A 14,389-nucleotide genomic window follows, 5' to 3' on the forward strand; every position below is an offset into this window, starting at 1 on the left:
CTATTGCTTCGTCGCATAAGGAGAGTACTGAGGCTATGCGTTTTTGTTCGTCTAGCGGTGGAAAATAAAAACTTAAATTTTCTAAATTAGATTTTGATATTTCTAAAAATGTGCTGCCTGAAGAATTTGATATTAGCTGATTTCTATTATGGCTTATAAGATAATATAAAAATACTATATCATAATTGTAGTTTGGAATAATAGATTTAAATCCTTGATTTGTTGATATTTCTTTTTTATTTATACAGCAATCGCCAATAGTTGCTCTAGTACATATAATCAGCGAATTAGGTTTTATCATTTTGGCAGAACTATTTTTTAAGCCTAATTCTGTGATTTTTCTTTCTGTATCATATAAATATTTTGTTTTTAAAGCTGTTACTTCTGTAGGAGTTAACCACAATATATTACCATTCCAATATTCTTTATTTTTTGTACTTGGAGTTCCTCCTCCTAATATTTCACCTATATCTTTTAATTTTACTTCTTGCCAGTCTTTAGGAAGCGGCGGGTTTTTCATAAATATACCTTTACTGCTTTTTTATAAAATAATTATACTATGATATATAAAAAAATTAAAACTAAAATATTAAAATACAATACAAAAAATTATTGTTATTTATTTATAGTACGCATATCTATTACATATCTGAATTTTACTTTTCCGTCTATAACTTTTCTGTATGCTTCTGATATAGTTTGAGCGTCTGCTTTTATTATTTCTACAGTAGGATAAATATTATTTTTTACAGAATAATCAAGCATTTCCTGAGTTTCCTTTATTCCGCCTATGAGCGAGCCGAATAATTTTTTACTGCCATGCTGTCCCACCATTGCTATAAGCGTAGGCATTTTTGAAGTTCTAGGAAGTCCCAATATGCACATAGTTCCGCCTCTTTTGAGCATATTCATATACATATTGACATCATAATAAGCTGGAATTGTGCTTATTATATAGTTCAGAGTATTATTAATATTTTTTAAATCTTCTTGATTATTAACATTAATATATTTTACAGCACCCATATTTAAAGCGTCCTGTCTTTTATCTTCTGTAATATCAAAAACAGTTACTTCAGCACCCAATTTCACAGCATATTTTACAGCCATAGAGCCAAGCCCTCCGAATCCTGCAACGCCTACTTTATCGCCTTTTTGCACATTCATAACTTTTATAGGCGAATAAGTTGTAATTCCTGCACAAAGAAGAGGGGCTATTTTTTCAAGATAGGCATTATCTGGTATGAGTATTGCAAAATCTTCAGAGACTGTTATATTGTCGGAGTATCCTCCTTGTGTTATTTCATTATTATGGAATCTGTCTCTTGAGCCGTAAGTATAAACAGCTCCATTTAAACAGTACTGCTCTAAATTATCTAAACAGTTTTCGCATTTTTTACATGAGTTTACCATACAGCCCACGCCTGCAAAATCTCCAATTTTAAATTTTTTTACTGCATTTCCAACCTGCACAACTCTGCCCGCTATTTCGTGTCCTACTACTAAAGGAGTATTACTTGATTTGCCTTCAACTGCATGTATATCGCTATGACATATTCCTGCATAAAGTATTTCTATTAAAATATCATTGCTTCCTACTGCATGCCTTGTAAACTCATGATATTTAAAATCCATATTAGCAGAAACTGCAGCAAATCCTCTTGTTTTTATTCTGCCGTCTGCATTGGTTTGTATATTAATAGGTGATTTTTTTAATTCCTGATTATACATTGCATTTGAAGAATTATTTTGATTATTAATTATGTTATTATTTTGAGTTTGGGCATTTGAAGAGTTATTGCATGATATAATGCATAATATTAATAGTGCTGTTATTAATTTTTTCATTTTATAATATCCTTATAATTATATTTTCTATAATTATATTATATCATTAGAGTAAACTCCAGAGTCAAATAATTATTTTAAAATTTATTTAATTCCCCGCTCTATATTATCTATAACTTTTATTTGTATTTTTTATACTATCTTTTCTTTCAATATTTATTGTTATTTTAATGCCAGCCCTAATATTATTTATATTTTGCCGCATGCATAACATTATTAAAAATATAAATTTGTTTTTTTAGTTTTAATTTTTGTTATATATAAATTTTATTAACTGTGCGTTATGTAGATTGTAAATTTAAATAAAAATTTGGGTTGGTATGATTTTTTTTAATTAATTAAAAAAATAAATAAAAGTTATAATTAAAAAGTAAAGCAGTAAGAATTAAAGGTCGGGGTATGTAAATAAAATTATAAATACTGCATCAAAGTATTATTTTTTATTGCAATAATTTAAAATAATACGCTCTAAAAAATGTCTGAAAACTCATACTTATAGTTTTTTTATTTGACATAACTAATTAATTAATGTATAATCAATTAAGTTATGATTAATATCAGAAATATATATATGCTTGAAGTCAAGTCAAGTCAAGTCAAGTCAAGTCAAGTCAAGTCAAGTCAAGTCAAGTCTAATTTTTAAAAATATTTTTTATATCTGCCTATTTTCTTTGATAGGTTTAAAAAGTTTTGGATTTGGAGTATATTATGGAAATAAAAAATAATATAGATCAAGATATAATAGGTCTTAATAAATGTTGGGATGATTCTTATAGAACTAAAACTCAGAAAAAAGTAGATAGAATAGTTTGGTTTATTCCTTTTAGAAAATTAAGGGATAAACTTAGAAATTATTTGGTTGATACAATTTATAATGCTCAAATAACAAAAGAATTAAAAGAATATTCAAGTCCAGAATCAAAATATTCATTTAATTCTATAAAAATAAGGCTTGATAATGCTGAATTAGATAAAAAAAACACTGAATTAGTAAAAAAAATATTGATAAATGAAGAGGATAATGGACAATATATATTACATAATTATTTTATTAATAATACTTCAAATGGCATAGATAAACCTTTTCGTTATTTTGATTTATATGAAAGATATTTTTCTAAATTTAAAGGTAGAGATGTTAATATATTAGAAATAGGTGTTCAAAATGGAGGTTCAACTCAAATGTGGGAGTATTATTTCAAAAAAATAAATCCCGGATTTAAAATAAATATATTTGGACTAGATATAGACAAAAGATGTAAAAGTATAGAAAATGAAAATATAAAAATATTTATAGGTTCACAATCTGATAGAGATTTTTTAAGAAAGCTAAAATCTGTAATACCTAAATTAGATATACTTATAGATGATGGCGGTCATCGTATGCATGAACAGATAATTACTTTTGAAGAAATGTATGAGCATATAAAAGATGACGGACTATATTGGTGTGAAGATACTGGAACTTCTTATAGAAGTGGTTTTTACGGTGGCGGGTATAAAAGCCCTAATTCATACATAGAGTATACAAAAAATTTAATAGATTATATAAATGCATATAATGCTTTAAAATCAGACGAGCTTGAAGTATCTAATTTTACAGATACTGCTTATGGAATATATTTTCATGAGAATGTTGTTGTTGTTGAAAAAAAGATTAGAAATCCTATATACAATAATATTGCTGCTTCAGCTATAATAGGTAAAAAACTTGTGAAATAAAAAAATAATAACATATTAAAATATATGTATGCAATAATTGATTAACTAAAAATCTAATGCTAATTATTTCAATAAAGTAAGTACAGGAACTTTAATTTTTGTTGCTTTTCTTATTTTTTACTGCCGAATTAACTTTGTTTTTTAGTTTTAATTTTTATTATATATAAATTTTATTAACCGTGCGTTAGAGATATTTTAAATGCAAATGAAATGCCTGTAAAAATAAAATACTATTTACAATTATCACTTGAAAAATATACAGATTTGCAATATAATTTTCGTCATAATAATATGTAAACAATTTATTAATTTAATAAAAACTAATAGTATCAAACTACGGAGTGTGTATTATGGAATATAATTTTACTACCATTGAAAAGAAATGGCAGAAATTCTGGAAAGATAATAATTCTTTCAAAACAGTTTCTAAACCTACAGAAAAAAAATATTATGTGCTTGAGATGTTTCCCTATCCGTCAGGTAAAATGCATATGGGACATGTTTCTAACTATACTATAGCCGACTCTATAGCTAGATACTATAAACTTCTAGGCTATGATATTTTACATCCTATGGGCTGGGACGCTTTCGGTATGCCTGCAGAAAATGCCGCTATAGAACATAAAACTCACCCTGCTGAATGGACTTTGAAAAATATTGCTAATATGAAAGAGCAGTTAAACTTGCTTGGATACTCTTATGATTGGGATAGAGAAGTTACTACTTGTATGCCAGACTATTATAAATGGGGACAATGGTTTATATTAAAAATGTATGAAAAAGGACTTTTATATAGAAAAGGCGGAGATGTTAATTGGTGTGATAATTGTAATACAGTGCTTGCCAATGAACAGGTTACCGCAGAAGGCACTTGCTGGAGATGTGACGGAGAGGTTATTAAAAAGAAGCTTGAACAATGGTATATAAAAGTTACCGATTATGCAGAGCAGTTAGATGCAGATTTGAAGTTATTAGAAGGCTATTGGTCTGATAATGTTATAGCTATGCAGAAAAATTGGATAGGAAGAAGCGTAGGTGCTTATATAAATTTTAATTTAGATGACGGCAAAGATTTCCCGATATTTACTACTCGCCCTGATACTATTTACGGCGTTACTTATATGGCTATAGCTTGGAATTATGAAGGGCTTTTAGATATATGTACTTTAGAGCAAAAAAGTGCAGTAGAAGAGTTTATTAAAAAGTCTGCTAAAATTGATCAAAAAACAGATTATGAGAAAGAAGGAGTATTTACAGGCAGATATGTAATTAATCCTTTCAATAAAGAGAAAGTTCCTTTATATGCCGCCAATTTCGTTTTGGCTGAGTACGGAAGCGGTGCTGTAATGGCTGTTCCTGCTCATGACCAAAGGGATTTTGAATTTGCTGAAAAATATAATATAGCTGTAAAAGTCGTTATACAGAATGCTGACAATTCTTTGAAAGCTGAAAATATGAAAGAGGCTTATATTGAAGACGGAATAGTTGTTAATTCGGATATATTAAACGGGCTTTCTTCAAAAGATGCTATTAAAAAAGCAATAGAATATGCATCAGAAAAAGGCTTCGGTAAAGAACAAGTGCAGTATAAACTTAGAGATTGGCTTATATCAAGGCAGAGATATTGGGGCAATCCTCTTCCTTTTGTACATTGCGATAAATGCGGTATTGTCCCTGTAAATGAAAGCGAACTTCCTATAACACTTCCTATGGATATAGAGTTTACAGTCGGCGAGAATCCTCTTAAAAAGTCAGAATCATTTGTAAATACTGTATGTCCTAAATGCGGCGGCAAGGCTAAAAGAGAAACTGACACTATGGATACATTTACATGCAGTTCTTGGTATTATGCAAGATATACAGATGCTCATAATGATAAAATGCCTTTTGACAGCAATATTGCTAATTCTTGGCTTGGTGTTGACCAATATATAGGCGGTATTGAACATGCTTGTATGCATTTATTATATTCAAGATTTTGGTATAAGTTTATGAGAGATATCGGACTTATTAAAGGAGATGAGCCTTTTAATAAACTTCTTACTCAAGGTATGGTTTTAGCTAACAGCTATGAATCAAAGGAGTTAAAGAAATTCTATACTCAGGAAGAGATGAATAATAAAGAGTATGAGAAAGACGGCATTAAAAAAGAAGATATAATAGTAAAAGTAGAAAAGATGTCCAAATCAAAAGCTAATGGTGTTGATCCTGCTGAGATTATAGAGCTTTTCGGTGCTGATGCGGTTAGAATATTTGTTATGTTTGTTGCCCCTCCTGAAAAAGATAAAGAATGGTCTGATGACGGGGTTAAAGGTTCTGCAAGATTTTTAAATAGAATTTGGAATTTATTTCTTAAATATAAAGATGATGAAGCATTTAAAAACGCTAAATCATTTGATTATAATAATTTATCAAAAGACGGGCAAAAATTATTTAGAAAGTATAATAAAACTATTAAGAAAGTTACAATAGACATTAAAGACAGATTCCATTTCAATACTGCTATTGCTGCTTTAATGGAGCTTTTAAATGATATGTCTGCTGTAAAATTAGCTAATAATGATGATTATGCTATGTTTAAAGAAGTTATAAGAGGATATTTAATACTTCTTAATCCTATAGCTCCGCATATAACAGAAGAGCTTTATCAAATATTAAATTTCGGAAAGATGATACTTGAAGAAAGCTGGGTTGAGCATAATGAAGAATACTGCAAAGATGACACTTTTGAGCTTGTATTTCAGGTTAATGGCAAAATAAGAGATAGGGCAGAAGCTGATATTAATATAAGCGAAGAGGATGCAAAAACTCAGGCATTAGAGAGCGAAAAAGTTAAAGCATTTACTGACGGCAAAAATATTATCAAAGTAGTTTATGTTAAAGGCAAACTTGTAAACATAGTTGTAAAATAAAAATTAAAAGAGTATGGGGTTAAAAAAATCTGTACTCTTTTTATTATTGACAATTATTTATAAATATTATATTATGAATAAATATCGTTCTTTGAAAGGGGATGTTTCGGCTTCGACTGCGATGGTTGGAACATATTTTGCATAGCCGTGCTAGGTGTATGCACGCTAATATCATACCGAACAATAAGTGCAGACGAATATGCACTCGCAGCTTAATTGAAGCTGCCGCTGATTAAATGATTTGTCTATGGGTTATTTTTTCGGTGCCAAAACACATAGAACTTGTATTAGGTGCCGTATGAGCCTGATATTAAGTACACTCATTCTAGTCTTATAGCTTTTCTGCTTCTCTTTTACCTATAAGGCGAAACTTTTAAAGATAAGATATGCTATGTAGACGAATATGGTACGCTTCGTAGGACGCGGGTTCGATTCCCGCCATCTCCAATTCATTTCTAAGTATAATTAATTATCTCTAATATAAGGATAGTTGTATGAAAAATATTAATAAATTTATTATATTAATTTTTGCATTTACTGTTATGTTTTCTTCTGTATTATTTGCTGAATGGAAAGTCGGCATTGATGGAGATGTGATGTTTATAGCCAATTATGATAAAAAAAATGAATCCGCAATAGTAATATTGATAGATACTTCTATAGCAGATGATTGGTTCTCTGCTTATAATAACTATAAGATAGCTGCAGTTGTATTTCATAGTAATAAAATATCTGAGGAAAGCAGTTTATATTTAGATATTAAAAGAAAATCTAATAACAATATAAAATATCATATTACTGATGAAGATATACTTATGGGAGATGAAAACTATTATGTTGGAATAGGGGTGAATTCAGAAAATGGAGTAAGAGCTAATAATTTAATAAAAATATTGCTTGATTCTGTAAATGCAGAGTTATATAATGAAGACACAGATGAACTTCTAGGATATTTCAATCTTAACGGCTTGGATAAAACATTAAAGGAAAATTTAGGAGATACGGAGTGGTATAGTCGAAATATAAGAAAATAGTTTCACTAAAATTAACAATGTATAATTTATATTACTTTATAATAAATAAAAAAGAGTATGCATATAAAAATACATACTCTTTATTTTTAATCAATTTATTTAATTGTATATCCTAAAATCCATCTCTGGGAAAATATCATCACGCCATTCTAATTTGCTTAGCCACTCTTCATTTAAATCTCTGTTTTTTATAGCATAATAAAGATCCGTAAATCTCTTTATATATATTTTTGTAGTATTAACGGCATATTCAACCATAGTACCCGTATGCATAATGAAAGCCCAGTCGCTGCTTTGAGCTAAAAGCAATTCACGGGCTGCCTGATTTAATGCCCTTTCATAAAGTCCTGTTTCATTATAATAATCATGTGCTAATTCTATCATTCTCTCAGCCGCTTTATGCAAATGTCTGTATATCCAGCCGTTAGTACCGTTAAGCCAAACTTCTCCGTATCCATTTGCTCCCCAGCTTGACATAGAAGGCATTGATATTTGATTAACAGGATGTCTTTCTAAATATTCTTTAGGAGTAATAGTTTCTATTGTATTTTGATCATGATGTATTTTTCTCATCAAAAATTCTATAAACATAGGACCTTCATACCACCAATGCCCGAATAATTCAGCATCATAAGGCGATACAACTATAGGAGGCTTATCCATAACAGAAGATAAATATTCAATCTGCTTTTCTCTGTTAAACATAAAGTTGCCCGCATGCTCTCCTGCAGCATCCATAGCCCACTGCGGATTATAAGGCTCTTTAGGGCAGTCTTTGCCTGTAATCCTATAGTATTTGATTCCTGTATTTTTTCTAAGCCCATTGCTTTGTATAAAGTCTTTTATATATTCAAAAGGCAAATCATAACCTATATCTCTGTAGAACTCTCTGTATCTAAAATCCCCCGGATATCCTACTTCAGCACTCCATACGCTTCTTGAACTTTCTATATCTCTTCCAAATGCCGCAACCTTGCTTTCTCTTGAACAGTATAAAGGAGCATAAACTCCATATTTAGGAACTTTATCGGCATACATTATTCCATGTGTATCTACAAAGAAATATTTTATCCCATTATTGGCAAGATGTTTTTCTAATCCCGGAAAAAATCCGCATTCTCCAAGCCATATTCCTGTAGGCTTTCTTCCCAAATGTTTTTCATGGGTTTTTACAGCCATTCTTAATTGTGCTTCTATGGCATTAGGATATTCCTGCATAAAAGGAAAAAAACCATGAGTAGCTCCGCAGGTAATTATCTCTAAATTTCCTCTATCTAAAAAATATCTGAAACCATTTAATATATTTTTATTATATTTATAAACAAAAATATCTCTTATCTTTTTGAATTTATCTCTATAAAATTCAGCAGTATTATGAAAGTTAGAGTCTAGTGAAGTTCTCTCGCATTCCAATTCAGAAAGTTTAATCAATTTTTCTATATAATTAACATATCTATTTTGAAGCAGCTCATTAGCAAGCATATTCATAAGAGGAGGAGTAACACTCATTGTTATTTTAAAGTTTATGCCGTCATTAACCATACGATCATAAGCATCTAATAAAGGTATATAAGTTTCTGTTATGGCTTCATACAACCACTCTTCTTCTAAAAAGTTTTCATGTTCAGGGTGTCTCACATAAGGTAAGTGAGCGTGCAGCACTAAAGCTAAATAGCCTTTTGACATAATTATTCCTTAAATTTAAAATGTTATAATAAATAGTATATAAAATATAAATATTAAAATCAAGACTTTCAATATAGTTATTATTAAAAAATAAAAATTGCATCAATTATATTATATATAGTTAAAGACTGCTGCAATTTTTACATATTCCCGAAAATACAATATCATGCTTAAATACTTCTACATCATATTCATTTGAAACTAATTCATCTAGTTTTTTCTGATATTCCATAGGTATATCCATAAGTTTTTTGCATTTACTGCATTGGAAATGATAATGATCATTTGTTATATGGTCAAAGCGTACAGCATCATCTATTACAGATAATTTTTGTATCTCTTTTGTATCTGATAACAAATTTAAATTTCTGTACACCGTTCCCAAACTTATAGAAGGAAAGTTTGGTTTTATATAATTGTATACTTCTTCTGAAGTAGGGTGATTTTGTAATTCTCTTACCGCATTTAAAATAACCTGTTTTTGTATAGTATTTCTTCTATTATTCATAACCTAATTTCCTTGCAGAATAATCAATAATTAATCTTATTTAGTAATACTGATATTATATATCAAATAAATTATTTATCAAGAAAAAAATATTTCTTTATACAGATAATACAAAAAATATTATAATTTGACATAATCTATAGATAAATTATTATTATTCTGTATATATGCTTTTGTTATAATTATTTTATAAGCATCTGTTTTATGAGAATATATTTCTGCTAAAATATTGCCTTTCTCATCATCTAAAAATTGTTTTTCTAATTGTATATTATTAGATGATAAATTATTCAAAATACTTTCTAAAAATGCATCAGCATTATTTGAGCTGTTTATTGTTATTTGATATATAGAATTATTATCAGTAAATACAGTAAGTTCAGCATCATCTTCTCTTATTTTTATATTTTTTTTTAGAATATTATTTGCTGCAAATACTCTATCAATATCAAACATCTCTGATAAGCTGTCAAAAGAAGTTTTAAAAGAAAGAGAAGCCAAAGATTTGATATCATTATTGCTGTATGATATTAAATTATAATATGTAAAAGGACTTGTTATACTTATAATTTCGTATGAGCTCATATTTTTATGAATTATATTTGCTATAACTATAAAAATAACTAAAAAACAAGCAAATACTATAAATCTAATTACTCTCATCAGCTTCTCTTAAAACAAATAATGCATATAAATAGTAATAATATTATAATCAGCTAGGTATATTATGATTTTCTATAAGTAATATATCATTAACTTCCTCTATAGAAAATAAAGGAATATCTCCTGCATTATAGTATATAGGTTTTAATTTAAATGATAATACGCTTTCATACTGCATATATTTTTCAGATTCTATAATCATATTTAATTTTACTTCTATATCTTCATTTGAATCCGTTTTTTTAGGCATAAAGCAAAACATAAACTTTCCGGGAACATTGCTTGATACTATGGCTGGATTAGGGAAATTAACCCCATATCCCTGAAGTATATTTCCCTCAGAAAATATATAAACCAAAGCACTGTCCACCTTATCAAAATTATTAGAAGATGTTATATTGCCCATTATACTTGGATAATTTAAATAATATCCGCTTTCATCAATAAAAGGAATTGATTCTAATAATGTATTTTCTTTTCTTCTAGTTACTATTTCGCAGGCATCTGCTATAATACTTAATAATTCTGTATTGCTTTGTATAGGATCTTTATTATAACTATGAAGAACACCCCTAGCACTTGTAACATATTTAGGCTGAACTCTATTTAATGTATATGCTATTATATCCATACGCATATTTGTATTGACAGGAATATTTTTTTCTTTCAAATATGAATCTGCTAGTTTGGCAACTTTTTGCTCCATAAGGTTTACTAAATACATAAGCATTCTCCTACAAATAATAATTTATTATACGAAATAAACTGTTATTTGTCAAAGATAATTTTATTAATAATTATAATTATTTATTATTGTAAATAAAATTATTTTGTTATTGTAAATAAAAATAATTCAAAATGAGCTTTGAAAATATTATTAGGAGTAGTTACGCTTAATGTATTTAAATATGATATTTTTGACATTATATTAACAATCTCTTCTATGCTGAACAGCTTTAATGAAGTTTTTTTCTTTTTTAGTATAAACTCAGGTATTTTTGTTATTTTACTTATTTCATTTAAAGTAGTCTGAGGCGTAAATATTTTCATATAGTATACAGCAAGAAAATTATTCATCATCAATGCCAAAGAAGAAGAAGCATCTTGATTTAATCTGTTCATTATACTAAAGCATTTTTTTCTATCTCTTTCAAAAACAGCATCTAAAAAATCAAAAATATTTCTATTTTTTGATACATAAGTAAAATCAATTATATCTTCTACATTTAGATATTCTTTATCATTATAGCTGCATATTTTAGAAAGCTCCGAATAAATAGAGTCATAATCTAAATTTATATTATTAATTAAATATTCTATAGCCTCAGAAGATATTTTTTTTCCCTGTTTAATAATATAGGCATTAATTAATCCTCTAAAGTCCTTTTCATCTGGAAGAGGAAAATCTATGAAATACAAATTATTAATATTCTTTTTCTTTGAAAAATATTTATATACAGGATCATCTTCTAAAGAATTATCTGTTTCAAGTATAACTACAGCAGTTTTTGAAGGATTTGAGCAGTACTCCAAGAAATCCTCATTAAAATTATTATATTTATAAATTACAATAAGCCTTAATTTAGAGCCAAAAGGAGGAGTATCAGCCGCTTCTAAAGGAGTAAAGCCTACAGCATCATTTTTATCATAAAAAACACTGTAATTCATTTCGCTGTCGCCTTCGTCTGAAAACATATATGAATGCATAGCTGCTATAAATGCTTTTTTAAAAAGTCTTTCTTTTCCTGTCAGTATATAAACGCAATGTTTAAAAGGCTCTTTTATATAATTATCTTTGATTTTTTGAAATTCAATCTCTGTTTTTACTGAAACTTTATTTAACATATATTTATTTACAGCTAAATTATAAATTACATAGCTTTTTTATTTTTTTTATCTATATCTATAAATAGTCTTATCTCTATTTTACATTCATCAGAAGCGTCTAATTTTACATTTTTTATTCTGGCATATACTCTATTTCTTTTATCCTCTAATTTATATGATATAAGCGGAGAAATAATACTTGGAACATATCCTAATCTAAAATCAAAACTTCTGTCATAAATGGCTATGGCAAATCTGTCATAAGGATTTGTTATATCTCTAAGCAGATTAATAGGCTCATTTTTTAATAATAAATCTATAATATCTTTTCCATTATTATATTTATATCCTGCAACAAAAAAATCTATATAATATCTTTTTGTTTTATAATTTCTGTTTATAATAATTCTTTTAAAACTTTCTTCATGATTAATTAAACAAGTGATATGCTCTGTATTTTTATTCATAAAACATAATATTTACCTTAATTTTTTTTAATGCATATCTCTGAATTTTACTTTAATTCAAATTTTTTGTCAATCATTTATAATATAAAACAAAAAAATATTTATAATATATATTATTTATATAATATGTATTATATATTAAATTTTAATACATATATATCCGAGTTTATATATAATTGCACTCTTGTTTCTAGTTGTTTTTATTAATAAAAATTATATAATTAAATTATAATTTTATGCTAGGAGAACATAAATGAGATTTTATAAATATACTGCATTAATCTTTGTTTTATTAGCAGTGTTTTCATGCAGAAAAACCAACCTTACAATAACAGAGCCAGGTCCTGACTTCTTTTTGGGAAAAATGAAAAATGGTAATTGGACTGGTGTTAAAGTAGATGGAGATAAATTAACAATTAATGGAAAAAATTACACATTTGAAAATCCTATATTAGGAGTAGGCGGAGTATATAATGATGGTAAAGGCGGATATCTTCTAACAGTACCTTTTGGAGATAGTTTAGGAACTGTAGAAGCTACAGAGGAAGGCAAAAAAGCTATTAATGAAATATTGGACATAATAGGAGAGGAAAATGCATTAGCAGCTGTTAATGGAGTAATAGATATTAAAGATCCTAATAATATTAATGTTGATGAAATAGTACGCAATGTAGATGTTACCGAAGAAGATAAAAAAAAGATAGAAGATATAATTAATAGAATAAACGGCAAAAATCATTTTAAAAATCCTGAGAAATACTCCTAAACCATAATAAAATATAATAGGTTAATAAAATTATGAGAAAAATCCTTACAGCTATTATAGTATTTAATATATCATTTATTAGTTTATATGCTGCCTCGCAATCAGATACTAATACTTATAGCTGGATTAAAGGCAGGCAAGTTATAAGTGTAAATCTAAATTCGGGATATGCGGGATTATTTCCTCCTATGATAAATACAGTATTAAATAATTATGAAACACTTATAGGATTAACAGGGTTAAATTTAGGCGAAGCTTCAAAATTTATTGATGCTGTAAATTTTAAAGGAAGTTTTTGGTACATACCGAATATATCATATACATTATTGCTTCATTCAAGAATAGGTATTGAATTAGGATTCGGCGTTCAGGCTATGTCTTTCAATTTTACTATACCAAAAGAAAAGGCTTCTGAAATAATTGATTCTAATATTTCAGGAGGAAGTTTAGGCAATGTAGGGGGAGTAGTTTCTGCTGATACAATATTAAAAAACTCTATGATATTTATTCCCATAACAATAGGAATAAAATTTTACGGAGGAAAAAAGAAACAGGTGATTAATACTTTCAGATTTGGAGTAGAGGCATTGATATCAGATGTAGAAACATATAATGGTGCTACAGGATTAAAAACTCAAAGGCATACTGTTGATACAGGATTATATATTTCTTATGAGCTTGGCTGGAGCATAGAATTATTTCCTAATAAAGAATGGGCTGTTAAACCTTATATAGATATATCATTATTTGAGTTAGGATATTATATGCGTTCAGGGCTTCCGGGAGTTTATGAAGATATGAGAGAAGGAATAAATTTCTTCGGAGGCGGATTAATAGATTTAACTGCCAGCATACCTGCTTGGAATTCTTTTCCTTCTTGGGTTAATATTGTTTCTGCTATAAGAATTGCTATATTTCCAAGAATAGGCTTTAGTATTAGATTTTAGCGGAGTATA

At 28.0% G+C, this 14,389-nt stretch carries 13 protein-coding genes and 1 other RNA gene; 6 read left to right on the plus strand and 8 right to left on the minus strand.

Annotated elements, in window-relative coordinates:
* Positions 1-520 (minus strand): restriction endonuclease subunit S (locus QZ288_RS01290; protein ID WP_295154135.1); only part of this gene is annotated, 520 nt, incomplete at its 3' end.
* A 95-nt stretch (positions 521-615) separates the two neighbouring features.
* A complete protein-coding gene (locus QZ288_RS01295; RefSeq protein ID WP_295154137.1) occupies positions 616-1,848 on the minus strand; it encodes an NAD(P)-dependent alcohol dehydrogenase in 1,233 nt (410 codons plus the stop codon).
* 708 nt (positions 1,849-2,556) lie between these two features.
* Between QZ288_RS01295 and QZ288_RS01300 the strand changes: the two genes are divergently transcribed.
* The 4 genes from QZ288_RS01300 to QZ288_RS01315 all read left to right on the plus strand — a co-directional run bounded on the left by QZ288_RS01300 (position 2,557) and on the right by QZ288_RS01315 (position 7,516).
* Complete coding sequence (locus QZ288_RS01300; protein ID WP_295154139.1) at positions 2,557-3,570, plus strand: class I SAM-dependent methyltransferase; 1,014 nt, start codon at positions 2,557-2,559, stop codon at positions 3,568-3,570.
* Positions 3,571-3,920: 350 nt separating this feature from the next.
* On the plus strand, positions 3,921-6,482 hold the full coding sequence (leuS, locus tag QZ288_RS01305) for a leucine--tRNA ligase (protein ID WP_295154141.1): 2,562 nt from the start codon (positions 3,921-3,923) through the stop codon (positions 6,480-6,482).
* Between the two features lie 97 nt (positions 6,483-6,579).
* Positions 6,580-6,932: a transfer-messenger RNA gene (ssrA, locus tag QZ288_RS01310) on the plus strand.
* A 44-nt stretch (positions 6,933-6,976) separates the two neighbouring features.
* A complete protein-coding gene (locus QZ288_RS01315; protein ID WP_295154143.1) occupies positions 6,977-7,516 on the plus strand; it encodes a hypothetical protein in 540 nt (179 codons plus the stop codon).
* A gap of 99 nt (positions 7,517-7,615) precedes the next feature.
* On the opposite strand, the gene QZ288_RS01320 is transcribed toward QZ288_RS01315, so the two are convergent.
* The 6 genes from QZ288_RS01320 to QZ288_RS01345 all read right to left on the minus strand — a co-directional run bounded on the left by QZ288_RS01320 (position 7,616) and on the right by QZ288_RS01345 (position 12,667).
* A complete protein-coding gene (locus QZ288_RS01320) occupies positions 7,616-9,202 on the minus strand; it encodes a 1,4-alpha-glucan branching protein domain-containing protein (protein WP_295154145.1) in 1,587 nt (528 codons plus the stop codon).
* 121 nt (positions 9,203-9,323) lie between these two features.
* Positions 9,324-9,710 (minus strand): transcriptional repressor, encoded by a 387-nt coding sequence (locus QZ288_RS01325; protein ID WP_295154147.1) that lies wholly within the window; start codon positions 9,708-9,710, stop codon positions 9,324-9,326.
* 120 nt (positions 9,711-9,830) lie between these two features.
* Positions 9,831-10,373, minus strand: a complete 543-nt coding sequence (locus QZ288_RS01330) for a hypothetical protein (RefSeq protein ID WP_295154149.1) — start codon at positions 10,371-10,373, stop codon at positions 9,831-9,833.
* Positions 10,374-10,422: 49 nt separating this feature from the next.
* A complete protein-coding gene (locus QZ288_RS01335) occupies positions 10,423-11,097 on the minus strand; it encodes a late competence development ComFB family protein (RefSeq protein WP_295154151.1) in 675 nt (224 codons plus the stop codon).
* A 101-nt stretch (positions 11,098-11,198) separates the two neighbouring features.
* Entirely contained in the window at positions 11,199-12,218 is a 1,020-nt protein-coding gene (gene holA / locus QZ288_RS01340; RefSeq protein WP_295154153.1) for a DNA polymerase III subunit delta, read from the minus strand.
* A 26-nt stretch (positions 12,219-12,244) separates the two neighbouring features.
* Complete coding sequence (locus QZ288_RS01345) at positions 12,245-12,667, minus strand: HIRAN domain-containing protein (RefSeq protein ID WP_295154155.1); 423 nt, start codon at positions 12,665-12,667, stop codon at positions 12,245-12,247.
* Between the two features lie 253 nt (positions 12,668-12,920).
* On the opposite strand from QZ288_RS01345, the gene QZ288_RS01350 reads away from it, so the two are divergent.
* Positions 12,921-13,433 carry a hypothetical protein gene (locus QZ288_RS01350; protein ID WP_295154157.1) on the plus strand — a complete coding sequence of 171 codons (513 nt, stop codon included), beginning with the start codon at positions 12,921-12,923 and terminating at the stop codon, positions 13,431-13,433.
* Positions 13,434-13,465: 32 nt separating this feature from the next.
* On the plus strand, positions 13,466-14,380 hold the full coding sequence (locus QZ288_RS01355; RefSeq protein ID WP_295154159.1) for a hypothetical protein: 915 nt from the start codon (positions 13,466-13,468) through the stop codon (positions 14,378-14,380).
* The last annotated feature ends 9 nt before the right edge of the window (positions 14,381-14,389 follow it).

The sequence above is a fragment of the uncultured Brachyspira sp. genome (assembly GCF_910578695.1).
GTDB lineage: Bacteria > Spirochaetota > Brachyspiria > Brachyspirales > Brachyspiraceae > Brachyspira.

Coding starts and splice junctions, on each gene's coding strand:
- QZ288_RS01295 (WP_295154137.1), bottom strand. CDS start 1,848: ATGAAAAAATTAATAACAGCACTATTAATATTATGCATTATATCATGC.
- QZ288_RS01300 (WP_295154139.1), top strand. CDS start 2,557: ATGGAAATAAAAAATAATATAGATCAAGATATAATAGGTCTTAATAAA.
- leuS (WP_295154141.1), top strand. CDS start 3,921: ATGGAATATAATTTTACTACCATTGAAAAGAAATGGCAGAAATTCTGG.
- QZ288_RS01315 (WP_295154143.1), top strand. CDS start 6,977: ATGAAAAATATTAATAAATTTATTATATTAATTTTTGCATTTACTGTT.
- QZ288_RS01320 (WP_295154145.1), bottom strand. CDS start 9,202: ATGTCAAAAGGCTATTTAGCTTTAGTGCTGCACGCTCACTTACCTTAT.
- QZ288_RS01325 (WP_295154147.1), bottom strand. CDS start 9,710: ATGAATAATAGAAGAAATACTATACAAAAACAGGTTATTTTAAATGCG.
- QZ288_RS01330 (WP_295154149.1), bottom strand. CDS start 10,373: ATGAGAGTAATTAGATTTATAGTATTTGCTTGTTTTTTAGTTATTTTT.
- QZ288_RS01335 (WP_295154151.1), bottom strand. CDS start 11,097: ATGTATTTAGTAAACCTTATGGAGCAAAAAGTTGCCAAACTAGCAGAT.
- holA (WP_295154153.1), bottom strand. CDS start 12,218: ATGTTAAATAAAGTTTCAGTAAAAACAGAGATTGAATTTCAAAAAATC.
- QZ288_RS01345 (WP_295154155.1), bottom strand. CDS start 12,667: ATGAATAAAAATACAGAGCATATCACTTGTTTAATTAATCATGAAGAA.
- QZ288_RS01350 (WP_295154157.1), top strand. CDS start 12,921: ATGAGATTTTATAAATATACTGCATTAATCTTTGTTTTATTAGCAGTG.
- QZ288_RS01355 (WP_295154159.1), top strand. CDS start 13,466: ATGAGAAAAATCCTTACAGCTATTATAGTATTTAATATATCATTTATT.